This window comes from Xenorhabdus miraniensis, from assembly GCF_002632615.1.
Genome location: NZ_NITZ01000003.1, coordinates 106,611 through 131,447 on the forward strand (window position 1 = coordinate 106,611; position 24,837 = coordinate 131,447).

General features: G+C 43.4%; 23 protein-coding genes and 1 pseudogene. 20 read left to right on the plus strand and 4 right to left on the minus strand.

Annotation, left to right across the window (positions count from 1 at the left end; genetic code table 11):
* The first annotated feature begins 84 nt into the window (after positions 1–84).
* The 8 genes from nuoG to nuoN are packed head-to-tail and all read left to right on the plus strand — an operon-like array spanning position 85 to position 10,046.
* Positions 85–2,808, plus strand: a complete 2,724-nt coding sequence (gene nuoG / locus Xmir_RS04010) for an NADH-quinone oxidoreductase subunit NuoG (RefSeq protein ID WP_099113333.1) — start codon at positions 85–87, stop codon at positions 2,806–2,808.
* Positions 2,808–3,785, plus strand: a complete 978-nt coding sequence (gene nuoH / locus Xmir_RS04015) for an NADH-quinone oxidoreductase subunit NuoH (RefSeq protein WP_099113147.1) — start codon at positions 2,808–2,810, stop codon at positions 3,783–3,785. Before nuoG ends, nuoH begins: the two co-directional genes overlap by 1 nt.
* A gap of 16 nt (positions 3,786–3,801) precedes the next feature.
* Complete coding sequence (nuoI, locus tag Xmir_RS04020) at positions 3,802–4,344, plus strand: NADH-quinone oxidoreductase subunit NuoI (protein ID WP_047961374.1); 543 nt, start codon at positions 3,802–3,804, stop codon at positions 4,342–4,344.
* A gap of 12 nt (positions 4,345–4,356) precedes the next feature.
* Complete coding sequence (gene nuoJ, locus Xmir_RS04025; protein ID WP_099113148.1) at positions 4,357–4,887, plus strand: NADH-quinone oxidoreductase subunit J; 531 nt, start codon at positions 4,357–4,359, stop codon at positions 4,885–4,887.
* The gene (gene nuoK, locus Xmir_RS04030) at positions 4,884–5,186 is read left to right on the plus strand and encodes an NADH-quinone oxidoreductase subunit NuoK (RefSeq protein ID WP_047961372.1); all 303 of its coding nucleotides are present in this window, start codon (positions 4,884–4,886) and stop codon (positions 5,184–5,186) included. Before nuoJ ends, nuoK begins: the two co-directional genes overlap by 4 nt.
* Positions 5,183–7,042, plus strand: a complete 1,860-nt coding sequence (gene nuoL, locus Xmir_RS04035; protein ID WP_099113149.1) for an NADH-quinone oxidoreductase subunit L — start codon at positions 5,183–5,185, stop codon at positions 7,040–7,042. The genes nuoK and nuoL overlap by 4 nt, the downstream gene beginning before the upstream one ends.
* A gap of 19 nt (positions 7,043–7,061) precedes the next feature.
* Entirely contained in the window at positions 7,062–8,582 is a 1,521-nt protein-coding gene (gene nuoM / locus Xmir_RS04040; protein ID WP_099113150.1) for an NADH-quinone oxidoreductase subunit M, read from the plus strand.
* Between the two features lie 6 nt (positions 8,583–8,588).
* On the plus strand, positions 8,589–10,046 hold the full coding sequence (gene nuoN, locus Xmir_RS04045) for an NADH-quinone oxidoreductase subunit NuoN (RefSeq protein ID WP_099113151.1): 1,458 nt from the start codon (positions 8,589–8,591) through the stop codon (positions 10,044–10,046).
* Between the two features lie 65 nt (positions 10,047–10,111).
* On the opposite strand, the gene Xmir_RS04050 is transcribed toward nuoN, so the two are convergent.
* Complete coding sequence (locus Xmir_RS04050) at positions 10,112–10,471, minus strand: hypothetical protein (protein ID WP_099113152.1); 360 nt, start codon at positions 10,469–10,471, stop codon at positions 10,112–10,114.
* A 361-nt stretch (positions 10,472–10,832) separates the two neighbouring features.
* Between Xmir_RS04050 and Xmir_RS04055 the strand changes: the two genes are divergently transcribed.
* The 9 genes from Xmir_RS04055 (at position 10,833) to Xmir_RS04095 (ending at position 18,689) form a co-directional block, all read left to right on the plus strand.
* Positions 10,833–12,827, plus strand: a complete 1,995-nt coding sequence (locus tag Xmir_RS04055) for a BCCT family transporter (RefSeq protein ID WP_099113153.1) — start codon at positions 10,833–10,835, stop codon at positions 12,825–12,827.
* A gap of 205 nt (positions 12,828–13,032) precedes the next feature.
* Positions 13,033–13,476 (plus strand): PTS sugar transporter subunit IIA, encoded by a 444-nt coding sequence (locus tag Xmir_RS04060; protein WP_099113154.1) that lies wholly within the window; start codon positions 13,033–13,035, stop codon positions 13,474–13,476.
* A gap of 30 nt (positions 13,477–13,506) precedes the next feature.
* A complete protein-coding gene (locus tag Xmir_RS04065) occupies positions 13,507–13,794 on the plus strand; it encodes a PTS sugar transporter subunit IIB (protein ID WP_099113155.1) in 288 nt (95 codons plus the stop codon).
* A gap of 12 nt (positions 13,795–13,806) precedes the next feature.
* Entirely contained in the window at positions 13,807–15,066 is a 1,260-nt protein-coding gene (locus Xmir_RS04070) for a PTS ascorbate transporter subunit IIC (protein WP_099113156.1), read from the plus strand.
* Positions 15,067–15,217: 151 nt separating this feature from the next.
* Positions 15,218–15,490, plus strand: a complete 273-nt coding sequence (locus Xmir_RS04075; protein WP_244170848.1) for a helix-turn-helix transcriptional regulator — start codon at positions 15,218–15,220, stop codon at positions 15,488–15,490.
* Between the two features lie 138 nt (positions 15,491–15,628).
* Positions 15,629–15,904 (plus strand): PAAR domain-containing protein, encoded by a 276-nt coding sequence (locus Xmir_RS04080; RefSeq protein WP_099113157.1) that lies wholly within the window; start codon positions 15,629–15,631, stop codon positions 15,902–15,904.
* Between the two features lie 674 nt (positions 15,905–16,578).
* Entirely contained in the window at positions 16,579–17,043 is a 465-nt protein-coding gene (locus Xmir_RS04085) for a hypothetical protein (RefSeq protein WP_099113158.1), read from the plus strand.
* 136 nt (positions 17,044–17,179) lie between these two features.
* Positions 17,180–17,455 (plus strand): helix-turn-helix domain-containing protein, encoded by a 276-nt coding sequence (locus Xmir_RS04090; protein ID WP_099113159.1) that lies wholly within the window; start codon positions 17,180–17,182, stop codon positions 17,453–17,455.
* On the plus strand, positions 17,448–18,689 hold the full coding sequence (locus tag Xmir_RS04095) for a type II toxin-antitoxin system HipA family toxin (protein WP_099113160.1): 1,242 nt from the start codon (positions 17,448–17,450) through the stop codon (positions 18,687–18,689). The genes Xmir_RS04090 and Xmir_RS04095 overlap by 8 nt, the downstream gene beginning before the upstream one ends.
* Before the next feature lie 283 nt (positions 18,690–18,972).
* Here the strand turns inward: Xmir_RS04095 and dgcN are convergent, their stop codons facing one another.
* The 3 genes and pseudogenes from dgcN to Xmir_RS30000 form a co-directional block, all read right to left on the minus strand.
* Entirely contained in the window at positions 18,973–20,208 is a 1,236-nt protein-coding gene (gene dgcN / locus Xmir_RS04105; RefSeq protein WP_099113161.1) for a diguanylate cyclase DgcN/YfiN, read from the minus strand.
* Positions 20,209–20,213: 5 nt separating this feature from the next.
* Positions 20,214–20,678: a regulatory sequestration protein YfiR gene (gene yfiR / locus Xmir_RS04110; protein ID WP_244170849.1), complete on the minus strand. Its 465-nt coding sequence runs from the start codon at positions 20,676–20,678 to the stop codon at positions 20,214–20,216.
* Between the two features lie 359 nt (positions 20,679–21,037).
* A pseudogene (locus tag Xmir_RS30000) lies at positions 21,038–21,169 on the minus strand (PgaD family protein); the annotation flags it as partial.
* A 110-nt stretch (positions 21,170–21,279) separates the two neighbouring features.
* Here Xmir_RS30000 and Xmir_RS04120 point away from each other — a divergent pair.
* From Xmir_RS04120 to Xmir_RS04130, 3 genes are all read left to right on the plus strand, one after another.
* Positions 21,280–22,656 carry an isochorismate synthase gene (locus Xmir_RS04120; protein ID WP_244170850.1) on the plus strand — a complete coding sequence of 459 codons (1,377 nt, stop codon included), beginning with the start codon at positions 21,280–21,282 and terminating at the stop codon, positions 22,654–22,656.
* Between the two features lie 728 nt (positions 22,657–23,384).
* Positions 23,385–23,915 carry a fimbrial protein gene (locus tag Xmir_RS04125; protein ID WP_099113164.1) on the plus strand — a complete coding sequence of 177 codons (531 nt, stop codon included), beginning with the start codon at positions 23,385–23,387 and terminating at the stop codon, positions 23,913–23,915.
* A 171-nt stretch (positions 23,916–24,086) separates the two neighbouring features.
* Complete coding sequence (locus Xmir_RS04130; protein WP_244170851.1) at positions 24,087–24,782, plus strand: fimbrial biogenesis chaperone; 696 nt, start codon at positions 24,087–24,089, stop codon at positions 24,780–24,782.
* The last annotated feature ends 55 nt before the right edge of the window (positions 24,783–24,837 follow it).

A 24,837-nucleotide genomic window follows, 5' to 3' on the forward strand; every position in this document is an offset into this window, starting at 1 on the left:
AGCTGGCTTTGCAAGTAAAAACATTGCTAAAGCAGAATTTTGATTAACGCCTGCCACGGCAGGCCATTGGGAAGCATGCTGACTATGGCTACGATACATGTAGACGGCAAAGATTATGATGTAAACGGGGCTGATAACCTGTTGCAAGCCTGCCTCTCATTGGGGCTTGATATACCTTATTTTTGCTGGCATCCAGCGCTGGGAAGCGTTGGCGCTTGCCGCCAGTGTGCGGTCAAGCAATATCAGAACGCGGAAGATACACGCGGTCGTCTGGTGATGTCTTGTATGACACCTGCATCAGACGGCTCGTATATTTCCATTGATGATGAAGAAGCAAAACAATTCCGCGCAAGTGTTGTTGAATGGTTGATGACCAACCACCCTCATGACTGTCCTGTTTGTGAGGAAGGAGGCAACTGTCACTTGCAGGATATGACGGTAATGACAGGGCACTCATTCCGTAAATACCGTTTTACCAAACGTACTCACCAAAATCAGGAACTGGGGCCATTTATTGCTCATGAAATGAACCGCTGTATCGCCTGCTATCGTTGCGTTCGCTACTACAAAGATTATGCAGATGGGACGGACTTTGGCGTTTATGGCGCTCATGACAACGTCTATTTTGGCCGTCCTGAAAGTGGCACTTTGGAAAGTGAATTTTCTGGTAACCTTGTCGAAATTTGCCCGACAGGGGTATTTACCGACAAGACCCATTCAGAACGCTATAACCGTAAGTGGGACATGCAGTTTGCGCCAAGTATCTGCCAGCAGTGCAGTATCGGCTGTAACACCAGTCCCGGTGAACGTTACGGTGAATTGCGCCGAATCGAAAACCGTTATAACGGCACGGTTAACCACTACTTTATGTGTGACCGCGGGCGCTTTGGTTACGGTTATGTCAATCGTGACGACCGTCCTCGCCAGCCACAACAATTGCGTGGCGATCAATGGATCTCACTGAATGCCGAGCAGGTTATGCAAGGGGGCGCAGATATCTTGCGTCAGGCAAAAAATGCCATTGGTATCGGTTCACCACGCGCCAGCATTGAAAGTAATTTTGCCTTGCGTGAATTAGTCGGAGCGGAAAACTTCTACAGCGGCATTTCAGCGGAAGAACAACATCGCCTTGATATGATGCTGGAGATTCTCCAACAAGGTGGCGTTTACACCCCATCATTGCGTGACATTGAAGGTTACGATGCTGTATTGGTATTAGGGGAAGATCTGACTCAAACCGCTGCCCGCATGGCATTATCTGTGCGTCAGGCCGTGAAGGGCAAGGCTCGCGAAATGGCCGCCGCCCAGAAAGTGGCAGACTGGCAAATCGCTGCTGTTATGAATATTGGTCAACACGCCAAATATCCTCTGTTCCTGACCAGCGTCGATGAGACCAAACTGGATGATGTTGCAGCATGGAGTTACCGTGCGCCTGTTGATGATCAGGCCCGTTTTGGTTTTGCGGTGGCACACGCATTGAATAATATTGCTCCTGCTGTCAATGATCTGCCGGATGAACTGAAAGCAAAAGTAGAAATCATTGCCCAAGCACTGCGCGAAGCGAAAAAGCCGTTGATTATCAGTGGCAGCAACCCGGGTAGTGATACTTTGATTCAGGCTGCTGCTAATATCGCATGGGCATTGAAAGATAAAGGTGCCAATGTTGGGCTTTCCTATGTTGCGGCTTATGCCAATAGCCTGGGTCTGGCGATGATGGAAGCGCAGCCGTTGGATGCCGCTTTACGGCGTATTGACAAAGGGGATTCAGATACCGTTATTGTGATGGAGAACGATCTCTATCGTCATGCACCTGCGGATAAAATCAATAACGCACTGGATAGCCTGAAAAATTTGATCGTCGTTGATCATCAGCGCACCGCTATTATGGATAAGGCACATTTGATTCTGTCGGCGTCCAGCTTCGCTGAAAGTGATGGCACGTTGGTGAATCAGGAAGGTCGTGCACAGCGCTATTTCCAAGTTTATGAACCTGCGTTCTATGACAAATCTGTCATTATGCTGGAAAGCTGGCGTTGGATGCACTCTCTGTATACCACGTATACACAATGCCAGACTGACTGGACGCAACTTGACCATGTCATTGAAGCTTGTGTCAAAGCTATGCCGCAGTTTAAAGGCATCGTTAATGCAGCACCGGATGCTACTTTCCGTATTCGTGGGCAAAAATTGGCTCGCTCACCTCATCGTTACAGTGGTCGTACCGCCATGCTGGCTGATGTCAGTGTTCACGAGCAACGTCAACCACAGGATATCGATACGGCATTTGCCTTCTCGATGGAAGGGAATAACAGCCCATATGCCCCTCGCCAGCAAATCCCGTTTGCATGGGCACCGGGTTGGAACTCACCGCAGGCATGGAATAAATTCCAGGCCGAAGTCGGCGGCAAACTGCGTTTCGGTGATCCGGGAGTTCGTTTGATTGAAGCGGTTGATGGCGGGTTGAACTACTTTGACAACATTCCAACCGCATTCACTGCACAAAAAAATCAATGGCATGTTGCGCCTTACTTCCATCTGTTCGGCAGTGATGAGTTATCACAGCGTTCTGATGTCATACAGGAACGCATTCCTGAGCCGTATGTGATGATCAATCATAAAGATGCGGAGCATCTGAATGTGACAGAAGGAACCGTGATGGAATTTGATTGTGAAGGACAACAACTGCGTCTGGCAGTGCGCTTGAGTGACAATCTGGCTCAGGGGCAAGTGGGTCTGCCGTTGGGTATGCCGGGTATTCCACCCGTTCTTGCTGGCAAGTCAATCAATAACTTACGGGAGGCTGCATAATGAGTTGGCTTACTCCCGATGTGATTGAAATCCTGATAGCTGTTCTGAAAGCTGCCGTCATTCTGTTGGTAGTGGTTATCTGCGGGGCATTCATGAGCTTCTTTGAGCGTCGCATCCTTGGTCTGTTCCAGAACCGTTACGGGCCAAACCGTGTGGGTTGGGGCGGCTCATTACAGCTCGTCGCAGACATGATCAAAATGTTCTTCAAAGAAGACTGGGCACCACGCTTCTCTGATCGGGCTATTTTCACCTTAGCCCCGGTCATTGCGTTTTGTTCACTGCTTCTGGCCTTTGCGATCGTGCCAATAAGCCCAACGTGGATGGTAGCAGACCTGAATATCGGTATCCTGTTCTTCATGATGATGGCAGGTCTGGCGGTTTATTCCGTGCTGTTTGCGGGTTGGGCGAGTAATAACAAATATTCCTTGTTGGGTGCGATGCGCGCATCAGCACAGACATTGAGTTATGAAGTCTTCCTTGGCCTGTCCATGATGGGGGTTGTGGCACAAGCCGGCTCCTTTAATATGGTGGATATCGTTAACTCACAGCAACATGTGTGGAATATCATTCCCCAATTCTTTGGTTTCCTGACTTTTGCCATTGCAGGCGTGGCGGTTTGTCACCGTCATCCTTTTGACCAGCCGGAAGCTGAGCAAGAATTGGCTGATGGTTATCACATCGAATATTCCGGCATGAAGTTCGGTTTGTTCTTTGTCGGGGAATATATCGCTATCGTGACGGTATCTGCCTTAATCGTCACACTGTTCTTTGGTGGCTGGAATGGGCCTCTCTTGCCTCCGTTCATCTGGTTTACGCTGAAAACGGCATTTTTCATGATGATGTTCATCCTGATCCGTGCTTCATTGCCGCGTCCGCGTTATGACCAAGTGATGTCGTTTGGCTGGAAAGTCTGTCTGCCGTTAACGTTACTTAATATGCTGGCGACTGCCGCAGTGATTTTATACAACGCTCAATAAAAGGGGTGATTGAACCATGACATTGAAAGAGTTAGTGGTCGGTTTCGCCACCCAGGTACGCAGTATTTGGATGATAGGGCTTCATGCCTTCCATAAACGCGAAACAAAAATGTATCCGGAAGAGCCGGTTTATCTGCCACCCCGTTACCGTGGACGCATCGTTCTGACACGTGATCCAGACGGTGAAGAGCGTTGTGTTGCCTGTAACTTGTGTGCGGCGGTGTGCCCTGTAGGGTGTATCTCCCTGCAAAAAGCCGAGCATAAAGATGGTCGTTGGTATCCTGAATTCTTCCGCGTTAACTTCTCTCGTTGCATCTTCTGCGGCTTGTGTGAAGAAGCGTGCCCAACTACCGCTATCCAGTTGACGCCGGATTTTGAGTTGGGTGAATTCAAGCGTCAGGATCTGGTGTATGAAAAAGAAGACCTGCTCATTTCAGGGCCGGGCAAATATCCTGACTATAACTTTTACCGTAAGACAGGTATGGCGATTGACGGCAAAGATAAAGGTGAAGGCGACAACGAAGCCAAGCCTATCGACGTTAAAAGCCTGTTGCCGTAAGGAGCGATATTCATGGAATTTACATTTTATGTCGCAGGGCTGGTTGCTATTCTCGCAACACTCAGAGTGGTAACCCATACCAACCCGGTACATGCGCTGTTGTATCTGGTTATCTCCTTGCTGGCACTGTCTGTTGTGTTTTTTTCATTGGGTGCTTATTTTGCTGGTGCATTGGAGATCATCGTTTACGCGGGTGCGATCATGGTGTTGTTCGTTTTCGTTGTAATGATGCTGAATTTAGGGAAATCGGTCGTCGAGCAGGAGCGGGCATGGTTACAGCCCCGGGCTTGGATCGGCCCGTCTATTCTCTCTATCGTGCTGCTGATTGTGTTGAGTTATGCCATCAGTACGCTGCCATCTGCTGAAATTAGCGGTGAAATGGTCAGTGCTAAAGAAGTGGGCATCAGCTTGTTTGGCCCTTATGTCCTGGCTGTTGAGCTGGCATCTTTGCTGCTTCTGGCGGGAATGGTGGTAGCTTACCACGTTGGCCGTGAAAATAGACAAGGTGAAGTGATCAGCAATCGAGTGGAGGACCAACAATGATAGCGTTACACCATGGTCTTATTCTGGCGGCTATTTTATTTACGTTGGGCTTCGCTTGCCTGATTATCCGCCGCAACCTGTTATTCATGCTGATTGGGCTGGAAATTATGATCAATGCTTCAGCGCTGGCATTTGTGGTTGCCGGCAGCTACTGGCTCCAGCCTGATGGTCAGGTGATGTACATTTTGGCCATTACTCTGGCAGCAGCCGAGGCGAGTATCGGTTTGGCACTGTTACTACAGTTGCACCGTCGTCGCCAGAACCTGAATATTGATACAGTCAGTGAGATGCGCGGATGAACTTACTCTATTTAACAATTCTGTTGCCACTGCTGGGGTTTTTGCTATTAGCATTCTCCCGTGGCCGCTGGTCTGAAAATCTGTCAGCCACTATTGGGATCGGTTCTGTTGGACTGGCAGCTCTGGTTACGCTTTGGGCAGGGATCGACTTCTTTTCCCAAAATAGCCTTTCCCAGAATGAAGCAGGAGGGCTGGTTTACAGCCAGACATTGTGGAACTGGATGGACGTGGATAATTTCAGTATCCCCGTGAATCTGGTACTGGATGGGCTGTCACTGACTATGTTGGGTGTGGTGACCGGCATTGGTTTCTTGATCCACATTTACGCCTCATGGTACATGCGTGGTGAAGAGGGCTATTCTCGCTTCTTCGCTTATACCAACCTGTTTATCGCCAGCATGGTGGTATTGGTGCTGGCAGATAACATGCTGTTAATGTATCTCGGTTGGGAAGGGGTAGGCCTGTGCAGTTACCTGCTGATCGGCTTCTACTACAAAACCCCGGCCAATGGTGCAGCGGCAATGAAAGCCTTCATCGTGACCCGTGTGGGTGACGTGTTCCTTGCCATTGGGATGTTTATCCTTTACGACCAATTGGGGACATTGAGTTTCCGCGAACTGGCGGTATTGGCTCCACAACATATCGAAGCGGGTTCCACTGCGATCACTTGGGCGACCCTGATGATTCTGGGTGGTGCTGTCGGTAAATCAGCGCAATTGCCATTGCAAACATGGTTGGCAGATGCGATGGCTGGCCCGACCCCCGTTTCTGCGCTGATCCATGCGGCTACGATGGTAACCGCGGGTGTTTATCTGATTGCCCGCAGCCATGCCTTGTTCTTAATGGCACCAGATGTTCTGCATTTGGTCGGTGTGATTGGTGCAGTGACTCTGTTACTGGCTGGTTTCGCTGCGCTGGTACAGACGGATATCAAACGTGTACTGGCTTATTCAACCATGAGCCAGATTGGTTACATGTTTTTGGCGCTGGGAGTACAAGCCTGGGATGCCGCTATCTTCCACTTAATGACCCACGCATTCTTTAAGGCATTGCTGTTCCTGGCTTCTGGCTCTGTGATTCTGGCCTGTCACCATGAACAGAACATCTTCAAAATGGGTGGCTTGAGCAAGCGCATTCCGTTTGTTTATGTCTGTTTCCTTGTCGGTGGATCGGCACTGTCGGCATTACCACTGTTAACCGCAGGTTTCTACAGTAAAGATGAAATCTTGTGGGGCGCACTGGCAAATGGTCATATGAACCTGATGCTGGCAGGGTTGGCTGGGGCATTGATGACCTCTTTGTACACCTTCCGCATGATCTTCATTGTGTTCCACGGTGAAGAAAATACCCATGCTCATCCAGTTAAAGGCATTACCCACACTTTACCACTGTCAGTATTGTTGGTGTTGTCCACCTTTGTTGGTGCGTTAATTGCACTACCTCTGACAGGCGTTTTGCCAGAAAGCAATGCAGGACATGATGGCAAAGTGACACTGGAAATTGTTTCTGGCGTCGTTGCCGTTGTCGGTATTTTGCTGGCGGCAGCGCTGTATCTTGGCAAACGCAATGTGGTCAATGCCACTGCAAACAGTGCGCCGGGGCGTTTCTTCTCCACATGGTGGTTCCATGCGTGGGGGTTTGATGCACTGTATGACTGGGTATTCGTGAAACCATTCAAAGGCATTACCCGCTTGTTGCAGAATGATCCTTTGAACTCACTGATGAACATTCCAGCCATATTATCCCGTTGGGGTAATAAAGGGCTGCGTTGGAGTGAGAACGGACAAGTCCGTTGGTACGCTACCTCTATGGGGTTGGGTGCAGTGCTGGTTTTAGCTCTGCTGCTTTTGGTTTAATTAAGGGACACATTGCGCCATGCTATTACCTTGGCTAATTCTACTGCCCTTCATCGGAGGCCTGCTGTGCTGGCAGGCGGAGCGCTTCGGCACTCGTATGCCGCGTTGGATAGCGCTTCTGGCGATGGGGCTGACGTTGTTACTTTCCCTGCAACTGTGGTTGCAGGGCGGTTATACACTCACCAACCCTCAGGGTATTCCACAGTGGCAATCAGAATTTCTGCTTCCGTGGATCCCACGTTTTGGCATTAGCATTCATCTGGCACTGGATGGTCTGTCCTTGCTGATGGTGGTATTGACTGCATTACTGGGGTTGATGGCTATCCTTTGTTCGTGGAATGAAAACCAGCCATACCAAGGGTTCTTCCACCTGAACTTGTTGTGGATACTTGGTGGTGTCATGGGGGTCTTCCTTGCCATCGACCTGTTCCTGTTCTTCTTCTTCTGGGAAGTGATGCTGGTACCGATGTACTTCTTGATCGCACTTTGGGGTCATAGAGGTTCAGAAGGTAAAACTCGTATCACGGCGGCAACGAAATTCTTCATCTATACCCAAGCCAGTGGTTTGGTGATGTTGATTTCGATTCTGGCGTTGGCCTTCATTTACCATGATGCAACGGGTGAGTGGTCATTCAACTATGAAAAACTGTTGAATACGCCGATGTCATATACCATCCAATATTTGTTGATGTTGGGCTTTTTCATTGCATTCGCAGTGAAAATGCCGGTTGTTCCTTTGCACGGTTGGTTGCCGGATGCCCATAGTCAAGCTCCAACAGCGGGTTCAGTTGACCTCGCGGGGATCTTGTTGAAAACCGCGGCATATGGTCTGTTACGTTTCAGTTTACCTCTGTTTCCACAAGCTTCTGCGGATTTTGCTCCGATTGCGATGTGGTTGGGGGTTATTGGCATCTTCTACGGTGCATGGATGGCCTTTAGTCAGACTGACATCAAACGTCTGATTGCTTATACCAGTGTTTCCCATATGGGATTCGTACTTATCGCCATCTATACCGGTAGCCAACTGGCTTACCAAGGGGCGGTAATTCAGATGATTGCACATGGCCTATCGGCTGCTGGTCTGTTCATTCTGTGTGGTCAGTTATATGAACGTCTGCATACTCGTGACATGCGTCAAATGGGCGGCCTATGGGGAAGAATTCAACTTCTGCCTGCGATATCCCTGTTTTTCGCGGTAGCGACATTGGGTATGCCGGGAACTGGTAACTTTGTCGGTGAATTCATGATCCTGTTTGGTAGCTTCAGCAAATTCACCCTGATTACTACGGTATCCGTATTTGGTTTGGTTTTTGCGTCTGTTTACGCGCTGTATCTGATGCAGAAAGCTTATTACGGAACGCCGAAAACCGATAAACCCTTGCCGCAGATGGATGCTCGTGAAATTTCCATTTTGCTGCTGCTGGTTGTCTTGCTGGTGATTTTGGGTGTTTACCCGCAGCCAATCCTTGATACCTCTGCCGCAGCGATGAGTAACATCCAGAATTGGTATTCAGCTTCACTTTTAACTACAAGGCCGTAATTCGCCATGACAATAACTTCTGAACAATTGATCGCACTGTTGCCGCTATTAATCGTCGGATTGACGGTGGTGGTTGTGATGCTGTCCATTGCGTGGCGACGCGATCATTTCACCAATGTCGCCTTGACGGTAATTGGTCTTAATCTGGCTCTGCTTTCTCTCTATTTTGTGGGACAGCAGGAGCCAATGGATGTCACGCCCCTGATTCATGTGGATCGTTTTGCGATGTTCTATACAGCACTTGTGCTGATTGCGAGCCTTGCAACGACGACATTTGCCTACTCATGGCTGGAGAACTACCCCGATAATAAAGAAGAGTTTTATCTACTGGTGCTGATTGCTGCTGTCGGGGGAATTCTGCTCTCTTCGGCTAACCACATGGCATCGTTGTTTATCGGAATTGAATTGATCACTTTGCCGTTGTTTGGCTTAGTAGGCTATGCGTATCGCCAGAAACGTTCGTTGGAAGCGGCTATCAAATATATGCTACTGTCTGCCGCCGCATCTTCATTCCTGTTATTTGGTATTGCACTATTGTATGCAGAATCCGGTGACTTGTCTTTTGCATCATTGGGTAAGAGCCTGAGTGACAGCAAACTGCATGAGCCATTGGTTTTGGCTGGATTGGGCATGATGATAGTGGGACTGGGCTTTAAACTTTCCCTTGTGCCTTTCCAACTGTGGACACCTGATGTTTATCAAGGCGCTCCGGCACCAGTATCAACCTTTCTGGCGACGGCAAGTAAAGTTGCTATCTTCGCCGTGGTCATGCGTTTATTCCTTGAAGCACCAGTGACGGATAGCGCAACGCTGCGTATTGCGCTGACGGTAATTGCTATTGCCTCTATTCTGTTTGGTAACTTGCTGGCATTGACACAAAGTAATATCAAACGCCTGCTGGGTTACTCATCCATAGCACATCTGGGATATTTGCTGGTGGTATTGGTTGCCATCAAAGATCACACTCTGGCAGAAGAGACAGCAGGTGTTTATCTGGTCGGTTATTTACTTGCCAGCATTGGCGCGTTTGGCATTGTCAGCCTGATGTCCAGCCCATACAGAGGGCCGGATGCAGATTCATTGTTCTCATATCGAGGCCTGTTCTGGCATAAACCGATTCTGTCAGCAGTTATGACTATCATGATGCTGTCATTGGCGGGAATACCATTAACCTTTGGTTTCATCGGTAAATTCTACGTTATCGCAACAGGTGTTGAAGCAGAGTTATGGTGGTTGACCGGCGCAGTAGTTTTGGGTAGTGCCATTGGCCTTTATTACTATCTGCGTGTGATGGTGAGTTTGTACCTGCCGGCACCAAAGGCACTGAACCGCGATACACCAAGCAATTGGGCATTCACCTCTGGCGGGATTGTTGTGCTACTCACTGCGTTGTTGGTGTTGATCCTTGGTGTTTGGCCACAGCCATTGATTGATATTGTTCAACAGGCAAAAAGCGCCTTGTAAGACAATAAGCTAAAGAAGCTATTTTGAAGACCCAGTCATTGTTGGCTGGGTTTTTTTATTGGATTCTACGTTGACTCACCTGTAATAATATGGCTGAGAAAAAACAGAAGAAAAATGATAAAACCAATAACAGATAAGAAAACGCAGAGCTTACTAAATTGGTAAAAAGGGTGTGAATTTCCCCATGAATTAGTCAGTTCGCGCATACCTTTTCCCTTAAGTTGATTAGAGAACTTGCGAAACATCCGTATATAAATAAGGCTATAAACAGGCCAGATAATAAAAAGAACTTTAGCTATTTTTTTATCGAAGATAAGAACAACCATCAGAGTGATAGCAATAAATCCTAAAGAGAAACGCTTATCTAGTATGTCCAAATAATCAAAAATTTTCTGGTCATATTTTTTTGTTTTATATTTAGACAAAACAGTGACACCTAACGAGTTTAAGTCAATACAAATATTGAATGGGCAATGTAACTAACTAATTTTTGTAATTCCAGATTCAATACACATTTCTGTGATATCGATAATTACTGTATGTATTTACTTCGTTGTGTAAATAATATTTTTATTGCCAGTCTATATACTCATCTGTAAGTACAGTTACTTTTGCTTTTATGGTAAGGTTGCTTCTTATGCAGGTTGTGTAAATTCTAGACACAAGATGCTTGTGAGGCATGTGATTCTTTATCAGAGTCATATGTAATATTATGAAATCCCTATGAAATATTGCTTATTGGAGTAAATAGGAGATAGTGTCGAACACTAATATTGAAGGATAATTATGAGTCAAGATAATACTGGTCAGGTAAAGACTAAAACTTACATTAACCCACCAGTTTTTTTCTTCTCAGCGTTTTTAGTCATTGCACTGGTGACATTCGCTGGTTTGAAACCCGAACTTGCCGACCGATGGTTTAAGGCCTTACAGCAGGACATATTTGTTAATGCCAGTTGGTTTTATATCCTTACTGTTGCTTTAATTTTACTTGCGGTCACCTATCTGGGCTTGTCCAGATACGGCAATATAAAACTCGGCCCCGACCATGCTGAACCAGATTTCAGTTATTTTTCTTGGTTTGCCATGCTTTTTTCTGCGGGCATGGGGATCGGGCTTATGTTTTTTGGCGTGGCTGAACCTGCCATGCACTATTTATCCCCTCCGGTAGGGACGCCTGAAAGCATTGCTGCTGCCAAACAAGCGATGAAATTGACTTTCTTCCATTGGGGGCTTCATGCCTGGGCAATTTATGCGATTGTGGCCTTAATTCTGGCATTTTTTAGTTATCGACACGGTTTACCTTTGACACTGCGCTCTGCTTTGTATCCGATTATCGGCGATAAAATTTATGGGCCGATTGGTCATGCCGTGGATATCTTTGCTGTTATTGGTACTGTATTTGGTGTTGCCACCTCTTTGGGGTATGGCGTTCTTCAGGTCAATGCGGGCCTTAACCATCTGTTTGATTTGCCTATCAATGAAACAGTGCAGGTGGTATTGATTATTCTGATTACCGCACTGGCTACTCTTTCCGTTGTTTCCGGTCTGGACAAAGGCATTCGCATTTTATCTGAATTGAATTTGGGCCTGGCGTTTTTATTGTTAGTTCTGGTTGTGGCATTGGGGCCAACAGTACTTTTGCTGAAATCCTTTGTGGAAAACACAGGCGGCTACCTTTCGGAAATTGTCAGCAAAACGTTTAATCTTTATGCCTATGAACCTAAATCCAGTAATTGGTTAGGGGGCTGGACATTGCTGTATTGGGGATGGTGGTTATCTTGGTCTCCATTCGTTGGCATGTTTATCGCAAGGGTTTCCCGGGGCCGGACAATCAGAGAATTTGTGACAGGTGTTCTGTTTGTACCCAGTGGGTTCACGCTGATGTGGATGACGGCATTTGGTAATAGCGCCATCGATCTGATTGCCAATAAAGGAGCAAAGGAGTTAGCCCATATCGTGCAGACAGATGTCTCTCTGGCGCTATTTAACTTTTTGGAACATTTCCCGTTTCCTGCTGTTCTGTCATTCATTGCTATGGCCATGGTGGTTATGTTTTTTGTTACCTCAGAGGATTCAGGCGCAATGGTAGTTGATACACTGGCTTCTGGTGGCGCTAAGCATACACCAGTCTGGCAAAGGATCTTTTGGGCAGGGTTGATGGGGGTTGTTGCCATTGCATTATTGGTTGCAGGGGGCTTGTCAGCCTTGCAAACCGTCACGATTGCCAGTGCGCTTCCTTTCTCGGCCATCTTATTGATATCCATCTATGGCTTACTCAAAGCATTACGGATTGACGCATACAAGAAAGATAGCCAACAAATGACCACAATCGCGCCGCCGGCCAGCCGCAATCCGATTCCGTGGCAACGGAGATTGAGAAACATCGTCTATTATCCTAAATGCTCGCAGGTGAAACGTTTTATGAACGAAATCATTAAGAAAGCAATGGAAATGGTCGCCAAAGAGTTGGAGAAGCAGAACAAAGTCGTTGTGATCAATGATGAAATGGACGATCGCATTCATTTTGAAGTGGATTTTGGCGAAAACCTCAATTTTGTGTATGAAGTGCGTCTAAGGGGTTATATCCAGCCTGCATTCGCCCTTGCTGGTTTTGAAGATGGTGAAAGAAGCGAGGAGCAAAAATATTATCGTGCGGAAGTTTACCTTAAAGAAGGTGGGCAGGATTACGATTTGATGAGCTGGACTCAGGAGCAGATCATCCATGATATTTTGGATCAATATGAGAAACATATTCACTTTTTGCATTTGGTTCGTTAATAAAATCGATCATTAATAAAAAAGCCTGCAATCCCCAGACTTTTCAGTCTGGGGATTTTTTATCCGATACTTAACAAAGCATCGGCTTGTCAGATGGGAAAATATCAAAATGTGATTTACCCGCTTTACCGTGCTTTTTATCGCTTTCCATCGGTTCAGTGACTATCCTTTTTATACATTGGGCTATTTCTCTGAGGGAAACTGAGTGCTGAAAACTTTACTGACTTCTGACGTTATCCAATGGGTTTCCTGTGCAAAAGATTGGCGTGAAGCTATTGCGATAGCATGCCAGCCACTAATTGATAACCGTGCGATTGAACCGAGCTATATTGAAGCCATTTACCGTTCCCATGAAGAAATTGGCCCGTATTACGTCGTTGGCCCGAGTATTGCGATCCCACATGCAAGGCCCGAACAGGGGGCTAATCGCCTTGCTTTAAGTTTAACCGTATTTCATCAAGGTGTTGCGTTCGGCTCTGAAAGTAATGACCCCATTAAGTTATTGATCGTATTCGCGACAACAAACAGCAACAGCCACATTGAAGTGTTGGCTGAGCTGGCTGAACTTTTTGATGACCAACAAGAAATCAATCAATTAATTCATTCCAGTAGCCGGGACGAAATTTTTTCTATCGTTCAAGGTTACTGACCCATATCTACCCACATGGTGGACAATATCATGAAAATTACAGTCGTTTGCGGTAATGGTTTAGGCACGAGCTTGATAATGGAAATGAGCATCAAAAATATCCTGCAAGAATTGGGTGTAGAAGCCAGTGTTGAACATGTTGATTTAGGCTCAGCCAAAGGAACCGTGAGTGATATTTTTGTTGGCACGAAAGATATTGCGGAGCAACTGATTATTCAGAATGCGGATAGAAAAATCATTGCGCTGGAAAATATGCTGGATAAATCTGCGATGAGAGTGCGTTTATCTGCGGCATTGGCTGAGTTGGGCAAATTGTAATTGGAGGCAAGTATGGATTTCTTCCGCTTCCTGATGAACGATGTATTGTCAGAGCCTGCTGTTCTGGTCGGATTGATTGCCCTGGTCGGTTTAGCCGTTCAGAAAAAACCGGTGACAGAATGTATCACCGGAACAGTAAAAACGATTCTGGGATTTGTCATTTTAGGTGCAGGTGCGGGGTTAGTTGTTAATGCGTTGGGAGGATTTGCGACTATCTTCCAACATGCTTTTGGGATTCAGGGGGTAATACCTAACAATGAAGCGATTGTATCGATCGCTCAGAAAAGTTTTGGCAGAGAAATGGCGTTGATCATGTTCTTTGCCATGATGATCAATATCCTGATTGCTCGTTTCACACCGTGGAAATTTATTTTCCTGACGGGTCACCATACCTTATTTATGTCGATGATGGTGGCCGTTATCCTTTCCGTAGCCGGAATAAAGGGGATGACGTTAGTCGTTATCGGTTCGCTTGTCGTTGGGATTTCAATGGTCTTTTTTCCCGCCATTATCCATCCTTACATGAAAAAGGTTACAGGCTCTGATGATGTGGCACTTGGGCATTTCTCGACACTCTCTTATGTTTTGGCGGGTTTTATCGGCAGTAAACTGGGGAATAAAGCGCATTCTACAGAAGAAATGAACGTACCGAAAAGTCTATTGTTTCTGCGTGATACGCCTGTTGCGATCTCTTTTACCATGGCGATTATCTTTATCATCACTTGCCTGTTTGCTGGTGATGATTTTGTCCGGCAAGTCAGCGGTGGGAAAAATAGCTTCATGTTTGCGGTAATGCAATCCATCACATTTGCGGCGGGAGTTTATATCATCTTACAAGGTGTCAGAATGGTGATTGCCGAGATTGTACCTGCATTTAAGGGGATCTCTGATAAATTGGTGCCAAATGCCAGGCCCGCATTGGATTGCCCGGTCGTTTTTCCTTATGCACCTAATGCTGTACTGATTGGTTTCTTGAGTAGCTTTGCAGCCGGTATTACTGGCATGTTTATTCTTTACATACTGAACATGACGGTCATTATTCCGGGTGTCGTGCCGCATTTCTTTGTTGGCGCAACCGCAGGTGTTTTTGGCAATGCGATGGGAGGGAAAAGAGGGGCGATACTGGGGGCTTTTACACAAGGCATGTTAATCACTTTTTTGCCCGTATTCCTGTTACCGGTATTAGGAAACATCGGTATTGCCAACACCACATTTAGCGACGCTGATTTTGGGATGGTGGGAATTTTATTGGGCATTATTGTGACTCACTGAATTTCGGGAAAATATCCTGTTTTTTAATTCTGTTTGTCAGGAAAACCAGAGATACTTCTGGTTTTCCTGACGTGTTATGACAACTTATCCCAATAGATTTTTAATCTTTTTTACTGGAATAAGAGCGAACATATTTCATAATGTAGCGGGTTTGAATGAGCGGAAATTAAAAGGGGGATTTCGTGCCATTGTTTTCCGTACTTTCCACCAATATCTGGAAAACGTTTGTATAACTACGGCTGAAGATTTATTGAAGAAAGGAATGAGTGTCATTGAAGTCGCTGTCGCAGTGGGTTATTCTAGCCCAAGTCATTTTTCCAAGCATTTCCGGCAACATTATTTGATCAGCCCCAAAGCATGGCAGTCGAAATATGCTGTCAGCCACACATCACTGGCAGAAAATATTGTAGTGAAAAGTCAGTGAAAGTTTCAGTGATGACAATGGCTTATTGATTGATGAAGTCGGGTAAGCATAGATAGAGGAAAAATGATTCAGGATGGAAAAAACTGAGTCAGAATATTCTGACTTATTTTAAATAAACATCAAAATGAAGGGAATAATATGGCAAAAGGAAATTTTCTGACAGTTGGTGATAAAACAACGTGTGGCGGTGCAATTCTTACTGGAACCGGCAACATTAAATTTTATGGAAAACAAGCAGCTATTGAAGGTTCTACTGTGACTTGTGGCAGGTACTCAGGAAATTATGCCATTGTCGGAGGTGTTGCTTCTTTTCTGGATAAAGGAACAAAATTGGCGGGAACGTTGGATAGTCGGACGACTTGTCCTTGTCATGCCGGTCTTATACATTCCATTCCTGATAGTTATGAAAGTTAAGTAATTCAATTTAATAGCCTCTACTTACCCCACTTTGACGTCACTTGAAATTTCTGGTGATAAATTTGTGTCAAGGGTAGTGGTGGAAGGGCAAAAATGATAAAAAGCACTAAGCGAAAATTATTATTTTTATAATTATCATTAGTGTTTTTTACATATTCTATCTCTTATTTAGAACTGTAGAAATAAATGGCGTCCATAGCCTGAATCCTAAAATTGGACTGAGTTCTCTTCACGTTATTTACTATTTCGAAAACTTATTTATAAATATTTGTAATTTTAATTGTCACGATAATAATCTTGGGTTAATGTCGCAGTCTGTAAGGATTATAAATCCCCTCTTCCTCAACTCATTGATAGTCTAATTGATAATATGTATAGGAAATCGAATCGGGATGGTCATTCCAGAATTAAATATATCCATAGCCCATATAATCCAAGGTATTACTTAACCGATGAAGCTGTTAGGTAAATTTTATTGCATTTGTTAGTATAATATCTTTCTTATTTTTAAATAGTAAGATGATATTATTTGGTGAAAGAATTTTGATTATTCTTGAAGCGCTGATTCTATGCGTTTAAATAAAGCCAAAAATGCCTTTAAATAAGGTGGAAAGGTCAGATTATTTTATGTATTGTTAATTAATATATTGGAAAAGCCAAAGGTAAGTAGTATGGGAAGCTATAAAAAATATACAATGGATAAAGCTGATTTGATATTACATCCTATTATTGGTGGAGAATTGATATTACTAAATTACGTCGGGCTTGCACAAGAAAGCAGGTTTGAATTTTTGAGCAAGATAGACAATTGGGATAAGATGGAGGATTCAGAAATACTGGATCTAATCAATTTCAGGAAATACCTTTCCGGTGATATTTTTATCGTCAATGAAGATTCCTATACAAAAGACCAAGTCTATCTAATGGATACTAATCATATTGATGATTTTGTTGGGAATTACTTAAAGTTAAATTTGAGTTGTTTTTTTGATGGCGATACTTTTTTCATATCTTCTTCCAATAAAATTATGATTGAATTTCAACATGATGGTTATGTGTTTTTACATAAATTGCCAATCATGTTGAATAAACACGGTAATTTATTAACTTCTAATAAAACAGCGTGTTATATTTGATTTTTCATACCATTCAGGATTTGGATAGTTAGTTTTATTTTCGTAAGCTTAAGCCTGATATAAAAAAGTTACTATAGTGGCAATTTTATCGTGAATTTACTATATTATTGTCATAATAGTAACAGAGGCTATTCTCATGTTTTCTCTCTATACTGCCTATGATGTGCAGCATGAATTAAAAGATTTTATCAAGCGGCAACGTAAACAACAAAAAATGTCCGTCGAAGACTTAGCTAAGCGTTCCGGCGTACCCTATAGCACCATTCGGAAATTTGAGCGTACAGGTAATATCTCATTACGGCAGTTTCTTATGTTATTGGAAGCAATGGGTGAGTTACAGCCACTCCATGAACTCACTAAAGAGCGTAAGCGAGAACCCACCACGATTGCTGAGGTATTGAAAAATGCTTAATACTTCGCTGAATGTTAAAAGAAGATTTTCTGATGGAAGCAGTGTATTTGTAGGCCAATTGGCGGAGAATAAAGAGGGGGTTTATTTTCAGTATGATGATTCATATCTTGTAACTCATCCGAAATCACTTTCTCCTTTTCTGATTAAAGCGGATACTTCTTTACAAAAAGCGCCTAAAGAACCTCATTACGGATTACACGGGGTTTTCGGTGACAGTCTGCCTGATGGTTGGGGGCTGTATTTAATGGATCGTATGTTTCGCGCAAATGGCTACAATCCCAAAATGGTGACAGCCTTAGAACGGCTTGCTTATATTGGTGAGCGATGTTCTGGCGCGCTCTACTATGAGCCTGTAATGCCTTTTACCGATACTAATAAGCGAGATATCGATCTCATTACGCTTGGTAAAGAAGCAGTTAAAGAATTTGAAGGCACACAATCTGATTTTCTCAACTCTCTGATGGATGCCAGTGGCTCTGGTGGTGCTCGCCCCAAACTCAATGTGACAAAATGTGCTGATGGGCGATTCTCAACCCGTGCTGATGCTATCGGTGAAAAACTGATTATTAAATTGACGTCTGATCGATTTTCTTTGAAGCATTCTGAAAGCCTCGTTGAATACGCCTATATGACAATGGCCAGAAATGTTGGGATTGAAGTGCCTGATTTTGAGTTAGTGGAGGCGAAAAATGGGCGTTTCTGGCTACAGCAAACGCGGTTTGATTGTTCGGTACAAGGCCGCTACCATATGATTTCTGCTTGTGGGTTGTTGGATGCGCCATTTAGAGAACCTTCCTTGGATTATATTGATTTGGTCAAAGCCACAAGACACTTGTGTGGTGTAAAAGAAGCTCAAAAATTGGTGAAGCGGGCTTTGTTTAACTATCTAACTGTTAATCAGGATGATCACGCTAAAAATTTTGCTTATTTGGCTGATGATGCTGATAACTGGCAGCTTTCCCCATTCTATGATGTGGTATATATGCCATCACCTTATAACGAACATATGACCTCATTTAATGGCAATAGCAAAGTGATTACCTCCATAGCGTTGGAGCAATTAGCCGGTCAGGCGGGGTTCTCCAGCATTACACCTTTATTGAATATGCTAGAAGAAATTTATGACGAAACCCGTCGTTTTCAATCGATTGCCAATGATTTGGGAATTGATAAATCATTAGCGACGACCATTGCTCAGCATATGGAGCAGAAATGGTTGGATCTAAAAATTTGACACAATAATATCAATAATGACGATAAATCGCTAAAAATTGTCACTATAATAACCGTATTTTGAAATCTGAAAGTATTGGAAGATTGTTTTTGCAGGAGAAACCCCCGTTATAGCCATTTCCTGACAAACTCTTCCAACGGCATCGGACGGTCAAAATAGTACCCCTATAAATAATCGACAGAATAGTTTTTGAGTTGATTTAGTTGTGTTTCTGCCTTCTGGGCGCAAATGAAATTGGTTGTTACCACATAATACTTTTTCTGACATGCCAAATAACCAGCCTTCATCGTGCTGTATCAGCGGCGTACCAGCCGCCGCCTCGTTGTTTAATGTGGTACATAGCTGCATCAGCTTCTGACAAAAGTTGTTCCGCTGTTAACTCACCGTTGGATAAGGCAATACCAATACTGAGAGTGATTCGTAGGTGTTGGCCGTTAGGGAGAAGGATGGGGGTGTCCATGGCATGAATGATATTTTTTGCAACGCGTTCTGCATCTTTCAAATCAGCGGAAGGCAATAAGATAGCGAACTCATCCCCGCCAAGTCGGGCGACGGTATCTGTTTTCCTTACCCTTCTTTTTAAAGTGGCTGCGATAGTGACAAGAACGTGATCACCGGCTGCATGCCCATAGATATCGTTGACATATTTAAGTCTGTTGCCATCGATAAACAAGATTGCTGCACTTTCGCGCATGAACTTATCATTCATGACGGTTGAAAGTACGCGTTCAAAGGTGGCCCGGTTTGGTAAGCCGGTCAGGGAATCATGTTGTGCCTGCCAGGTTAAAACCGATTTTTCTGTTTGTAAATGGTGTTGCCACTCTTCTAATTCTTCGAGCAGGTGGTTAAAAACCTGACTTAATTCATGCAGTTCAGCAATGTGGGCAGAAGGCACTCGCTGTGAAAACGCTCTCCGCTGACGAACGTCATGGGCGACGAGGATAATATTCTGCAATGCCCTGACAATACCATCGTGCATGCGTAAGGAGAGGTAAAGGGAAATCACGGCACTGAACAATAGACAGGCGAACAGCACCAACAATGCCTGATAAATAAATTGGATGATATGGTCGCTGTTACCAACTAACCAGATTGATCCTACTTTTTGTTGATGATGATAGATTGGCAGGATAAGAGGTTCAGGAAAAAGCCAACGTTCGACCAACATTTTAAAATTACCCGTGCTGGATTCCTGATCTGCTTGCCAACTGGCCAATACTTGCTGTTTGGCATCAAAAATCTTGGCCTCGGTAAAACCATTATGAACCGCTATCATTTCTAATATTTCTGTTGCGGCAGTTTTATCCTGAAAAACCACGGCAGCTTGTGTTGTATGAGCGATGGTTGTGGCGATCAGTTTCAGGTTGTTTTCGGCATATTTTTGCATGGCAAGCAGTGCCAATAAAGACAGGAATAATCCCACGACCGACAATATGATGAATGTAATGGTCAGGTGGATCCTGTGAAAAGCCTGGCGTAAGGTAGGACGTGATGACATCAGTGAATAGCGCTTTTTCATACCGATTATTCCACCTTACGCGCCAATTGCAGGACATTCGGATTTATGCGCACTCCGCTGCGCGCCAGAATATCAAGGTTAAGGCCGAATGTTGCCTGAGTACTGGTTATATTGAGGCAAAATGCGCTACCGATTTCACAGTGTGGGTTATTTTCAGCAATCGTAAGCAGGGGTTTGTCATTTTTCTTGCTAATCACTTGTTGTTGAAGCTTCGGATCGACCAGACCATAATAAATAATGTCACATTTTTCTATTAATTGTCCTACGTTGAAATTCAGTGTTTCTATTTGTAATTCGGTGTAATCAGAAATCATATTAATGTGAGTTAACACGTTAATGTAATTGGATGGGGGAACCAGACATAAATGCAGCGTCGTCGGTGTAGCAGGCCAGTGTGTATAGCTGATGATTCCAGAAACTACCCGCGCAACATTTTCGTTGATTTTCTCATTGACCTCAGGCATAGCCATTGCGACTGAATTATATATTACGTTAATTAAGAACAAGGTCGTCAGCACCCGTAGAAATAATCTGGAAACACAATGTTTAAAAACAATACGTCGTCTAAAAAAAATACGTCTAAAAACAATACGCTTACAAAGATGATGAGTCCTTTCAATCATTTGCATAACGAGTTCCAGTATTTGCCTTTCATATAGTCTAAATAATAGTGTTGAGAATATTAATAAAGTAACAGCCTGTCCCATCATGGTATTAGTAACACCAGTTGAGACAGGCTGTGAAATCTATTGCTAACCAAATACTGCATTTGGCATTAATTTAATAACTAAAAGGTATAATATCTTTGGTTATTAATAGATTGCTATCTCTATGTTGATGGTTTTTCATTGATACCTATTATATGTCCATGATTGTCATAAGTGATACTGGAAACTTTGCTTTGTCTTAAGACATCTAATAATTTTTGTTTCAAAGTAAGACTTTTTGCCACTTCTGCATGGGTTAGGTAGGGCGAAGGTGGTTAAAAAAACCTCATAAACGATAAGTGCTTTCATAATTTTTGATGGTTCGTATAATTCTTTTTTTATCATGTCGTTAATGGGGAAAGGTGTGAATCAAACTGCTGATGTCATCGCGGGTGTATGCGAATATCTTAATGCCGGAAATGTTAGTGAAACTGGCATTCAATCATTTTCCTTCACATTGCCGGCTGGCAGTAGCGTTCACTGGCTGGCATGGCTCTCTGTCCAGCCCCATTATCCGCAGTTTTATTGGCAACACCGGGATGGTCATGAAGAGGTTGTCGCATGTGGGAAAATTCGTTCGTTCAGCAATATTGCTGGTGCCGAAAAATTTCTACAGCAATATCACCCAGTTTCGCAAATGCGGCTGTGGGGGCTGAATGCGTGGGATAAGATGGATTCTGAACATTGTCACCATAGTTATTTTTGTCATGACAATGTATGGCAGGGTAAGTGCGAAAATCAGGATCACCACGAAAATATCGCTGGTGGAGAAAGCTATCTGTTTTTGCCGAGGCTGGAATTGCGTCGCCATCGCGGTGAAAATCGGTTATACATTAATGTTGATGGAAGAGCCGATATTAAAAATGCCTGCCGGTTTCTCCGCCAACTTCTTCCGCACCAACCTTTCCTGCCGCTACAAACGACCATTTTAAAGGCAAAACATGTGCCTGAAAGTGAGCAGTGGAATATTCTGTTGAAACAGGCACTGGAGGCCATCACCAAGAGTAAAATGGAAAAAGTGGTCATTGCACGAAAAACTGAACTGACGTTAAATTCTCCATTGCAGGCAGCACAATTCATGGCTGCCAGTCGTGGAGTAAACCATCGTTGTTATCATTTCATGCTTGCATTTAGTGCCAACCATGCTTTTCTTGCTTCGACACCTGAGCGGCTCTACTACCGAAATCAATTGCAGTTTTGTACCGAAGCATTGGCAGGGACCGTTGCAAATTCTGAAGATGATCAGGAAGCCGCTAAATTGGCGCAATGGTTATTGGAAGATAAAAAAAACCAGCACGAAAATTTGATTGTTGTTGATGATATTTGTCAGCGCCTGCAAGGCGGCGTTGCTTTAGTGGATGTCACTCCGCCTGATGTGATCCGCTTAAGAAAAGTCCAACATCTGCGCAGGCACATTCGTGGCGTATTGAGCCATGTATGTGATAGTGATTGCCTGCGTCGTTTGCAGCCAACAGCCGCGGTTGCAGGTTTACCCCGTGAAGCAGCCCGGCAATTTCTGTCAGACAATGAACCTTTCAATCGTGGCTGGTACGCTGGATCTGCGGGATATTTATGTCTGGAACAGAGTGAATTTGCCGTTTCGTTACGTTGCGCGCATATTTATGACAATCTGCTGTCGTTATATGCAGGTGCGGGTATTGTTGCTGGTTCTGATCCGGAACAGGAATGGATCGAAATAGAAAACAAGGCCGCTGGATTACGTACATTGTTGGTCAATTGAAATCCATCGTGCACATCGACAAATCTTGGATTTATTTTAATCAAACGGAGCCAGATTCTTAGCAAAAGAATTTGGTTTCCAGCGTTATTGCAATCACTGATTTAATCAATTAAGAAATGAATTATTTGATATCCAATCATCCAGAAAATATTTTTCTGATGATTTTTAAATCAAATAATTGGTTTGTTTTTATGTATAGAGTTCTTTCTTCTTGTTAATACTTGGTTGAATTAAAAGGAACAAATTAATTTTGAAGGTATTTTGTAATATGTGTTAAATATAACTATGTAAATTATTCCGGCTTGAAAAATAAATCATAGTCAAAATCGATAGAATGATAATAATTATTAGTTTGCTAATTATATATTATTTTTTAATTTCTTAATTTTTAGCATGATATTCATTAATTTCATCTATATATAATGTCAATTAGTAAACATTTGGGAAAATTACAGAATAAAACTCCGAATCAATATGCAATTTAGTTTATTATGTTGATCTATATCAGATAACCGCTATTATGATCTCGTCTTATCCAAAATGTGCGAACAAACCTTACAAGGCCACGTAAGGGGGTAAAGCCTGTTTTATTTGGATACAAGACAATTGCTGTAGATGCGTGATGTATCGCATTGAAACGGTCTATCAAGTAAGTGAACTTATTTCCATATCGTCTGTAATCAGTCGAGGGGATTTTTTTGTATATTGACTAATGGGGTTTAATTTAAATGAAATCTAAGCTGCTTATTTCTTCTCTTTTTGTATCTTCATTATTTGCTGCAACCGCAAATGCAGCTAATGGGACAATTAAATTTGAAGGAGAAGTAATACAGAATGCTTGTAAGGTTCATGGTGATTCTGCTGATCAAACTGTTGAGATGGGCGTCGTTAGTGCAGATGCCTTTAAAAAGGTAAATGACACTGCTGCACCAACAAGCTTCCAGATTAAATTGGTTGATTGTCCGGCAGATATGAAAGAAAAGAATGTCACTATTAAGTTTGATGGCCCAAGTGATAGTGATAACAGGGATCTGTTATCTTTGACTAAAGTAGATAACGCTGCAACGGGTGTCGCTATTGGTATTTATGAAGCTGATACTCAAGCTCGTGTTTCTGTTGCGGGAGCTTCTGAGCAAAATCTCCTTCATAAAGGCGCTGATCAAGAATTAAGATTTATTGCTAAGTATGTTGCTACTAAAGAAAAAGTAGGCCCGGGATCTGCTAATGCAGTGACTAACTTTACCGTAGTTTATAATTAATAGTCCGATATTCTTAATATTATTTATCCACAATATTTCAAGTCGCGGAACTGTCAATGAATCTGCAACCTGGAAAATGAAGAGTATAAAAACCTAGCAAGGATGCTCGGTTATTTAATTGAATATGACTAATCATGATTGGGCGGAGAAAAGACCGTGTCGTGTTATCGTTTGTTTTTTTATGTTTTTTTATATTTTCTTGGTTGTAATGTTTCTGGTTATAATGTTGCAATGGCAGGCGTCATTGTTGGTGGAACCCGCATTGTTTATTTAAGTGATAAAAAAGAAGTTTCTATTTCTATTAATAACCCTGAAAAAGAAGCTGCTTATCTCATTCAAAGCTGGATACAAGATGAGAATGATAAAACAAAAACTCCTTTTGTTGTGACACCGCCTCTATTTCAACTTCCGGCAAATAATGAAAATATTTTACGTATTGTCAAAGTTGGCAATCAATTGCCGATGGATAGGGAATCTGTATTTTGGCTTAATATTAAGTCTATTCCTGAAACGTCTATTCCCGAAACGAAAAGCTCCGATCCAACCGTAAACCAGTTGCAGATTGTCGTTAACTCACGTTTAAAGCTGTTTTATCGCCCCGCAGAACTGAAAGAAAAGGCAGCAACTGCCTATAAAGAAATAAAATTCAGGCAAGAAAATGGCTTATTATTGGCCGAAAATCCGACCCCTTATTTTATCTCTCTTTCATCTCTTAATGTGGATAACCATGATATCAAGCATGCAGGCATGATTAAGCCGTTCAGCCAATCAAGTTGGCCTTTGTCATTCAAAAATGCCAAAAAAGTGAGCTGGAAAGTTATCAATGATTATGGCGGCATAACGCAGGCTGAGTTTGCTGATCTTTAGTTTGTTAATGACCTCTTCATATTGTTAGAAAATAAAATATGTCAAAGAATATTAA

Bases quoted from the DNA above. Each gene is read 5' to 3' on its own strand.
- nuoK (WP_047961372.1), top strand. From the start codon at position 4,884: ATGATAGCGTTACACCATGGTCTTATTCTGGCGGCTATTTTATTTACG.
- Xmir_RS04065 (WP_099113155.1), top strand. From the start codon at position 13,507: ATGAAAATTACAGTCGTTTGCGGTAATGGTTTAGGCACGAGCTTGATA.
- nuoI (WP_047961374.1), top strand. From the start codon at position 3,802: ATGACATTGAAAGAGTTAGTGGTCGGTTTCGCCACCCAGGTACGCAGT.
- dgcN (WP_099113161.1), bottom strand. From the start codon at position 20,208: ATGAAAAAGCGCTATTCACTGATGTCATCACGTCCTACCTTACGCCAG.
- nuoJ (WP_099113148.1), top strand. From the start codon at position 4,357: ATGGAATTTACATTTTATGTCGCAGGGCTGGTTGCTATTCTCGCAACA.
- Xmir_RS04085 (WP_099113158.1), top strand. From the start codon at position 16,579: ATGGGAAGCTATAAAAAATATACAATGGATAAAGCTGATTTGATATTA.
- Xmir_RS04055 (WP_099113153.1), top strand. From the start codon at position 10,833: ATGAGTCAAGATAATACTGGTCAGGTAAAGACTAAAACTTACATTAAC.
- Xmir_RS04095 (WP_099113160.1), top strand. From the start codon at position 17,448: ATGCTTAATACTTCGCTGAATGTTAAAAGAAGATTTTCTGATGGAAGC.
- nuoN (WP_099113151.1), top strand. From the start codon at position 8,589: ATGACAATAACTTCTGAACAATTGATCGCACTGTTGCCGCTATTAATC.
- nuoM (WP_099113150.1), top strand. From the start codon at position 7,062: ATGCTATTACCTTGGCTAATTCTACTGCCCTTCATCGGAGGCCTGCTG.
- nuoL (WP_099113149.1), top strand. From the start codon at position 5,183: ATGAACTTACTCTATTTAACAATTCTGTTGCCACTGCTGGGGTTTTTG.
- yfiR (WP_244170849.1), bottom strand. From the start codon at position 20,678: ATGGCTATGCCTGAGGTCAATGAGAAAATCAACGAAAATGTTGCGCGG.
- Xmir_RS04080 (WP_099113157.1), top strand. From the start codon at position 15,629: ATGGCAAAAGGAAATTTTCTGACAGTTGGTGATAAAACAACGTGTGGC.
- Xmir_RS04070 (WP_099113156.1), top strand. From the start codon at position 13,807: ATGGATTTCTTCCGCTTCCTGATGAACGATGTATTGTCAGAGCCTGCT.
- nuoH (WP_099113147.1), top strand. From the start codon at position 2,808: ATGAGTTGGCTTACTCCCGATGTGATTGAAATCCTGATAGCTGTTCTG.
- Xmir_RS04125 (WP_099113164.1), top strand. From the start codon at position 23,385: ATGAAATCTAAGCTGCTTATTTCTTCTCTTTTTGTATCTTCATTATTT.
- nuoG (WP_099113333.1), top strand. From the start codon at position 85: ATGGCTACGATACATGTAGACGGCAAAGATTATGATGTAAACGGGGCT.
- Xmir_RS04090 (WP_099113159.1), top strand. From the start codon at position 17,180: ATGTTTTCTCTCTATACTGCCTATGATGTGCAGCATGAATTAAAAGAT.